Consider the following 1029-nt stretch of genomic DNA (forward strand, 5'->3'; position numbering starts at 1 on the left):
CTCTATAAATTGTTCGCCAGCCTTTGGAGTGCCGACCTCGAAGCCTGCACTCCAAGCGATCGCATCGAGCCAAATCCCCGCGTAGTCGTCCTCTTTTGGATTGGCCAGCCTCTTGAGGAGAATGCTTCTTGTTTGATCGACCCGCTGAGGATTCTTGAGCTTGAGCTGAGCTGTCGCTATTAGGCGTTGGTTATCAATCTCGGACTGAAATTGACCGCTAGTCTGGATTGAACCAAGCACGGGAAGAATAGGCGCATCAACCGCAGATGTCTCTTGAGATAAGGAGGAGACGACCGCTGCCCAAGACGCCTTTTTCAGCAAAAATCTAGCAGTGAGAGTTTTGCCAGTACCTTTGGCGCCCTCACTAACGATAATCGGAAGCTGGCTCGTAAATTGTCGAGAGAGGGCCCGCAGCGGGCCTGTGACCAGCGGTGTATCGACCGCACGATCAGCCGTTTCAGCAGCAACAAACTGGGTTGCAAACTCTGATAGCTTCTTTCTTCTCCCCTCCTGGTCAATCACCTTTGGTTCAGGTGGCGGAAGATCAAGTGTCGTGTTTGGTTGGTAACCAACATCTTGTTCAAGCCAACTATTGAGTTCGGCCTCTAACCGGCGAGAAAAGCCAGATGCAGATAATTGGTCAGAAAAGCCAGTCCACCCTATCGATGTGACCTGCAAATCAGATATCTCGGGAATCTTTAGCAAGCTCCACGGGGCTAACTCGACATCATTGTCAAAAATCGTTTCGTCCGAGCCAACTTCGTCCCCGTAGCCCCGCAGCACATCTGCAGTCATGCGATCGAGCGTCGGTCGCAAAAGAGCTTCATCCGCGCCCGTTTCTCTTAGAACGCTCGGAACTCGGTTGACGACTAATAGCGGCTTTGGAAAAATAGCTCGATGACGTCGTAATTCGCGAGCTACAAATCTGATGAGAGCCGCAGTTGCTTCCAATGATTGGCCCGACAACGAAGTAGTAAAGATCCGAGCCACCGCTGGATCGAGCACGAATTGTGCAGCGAGAGGTACTTG

1 protein-coding gene is annotated in these 1029 nt (G+C 51.7%); it reads right to left on the reverse strand.

The genetic code is table 11. From position 1 onward, the window contains the following. Positions 1-795: hypothetical protein (locus tag ACXJL8_RS41885; RefSeq protein ID WP_456687125.1), on the reverse strand; the 795-nt coding region annotated here is incomplete at its 3' end. Between the last annotated feature and the right edge of the window lie 234 nt (positions 796-1029).

It is taken from the genome of Bradyrhizobium sp. P5_C11_2 (assembly GCF_054049755.1).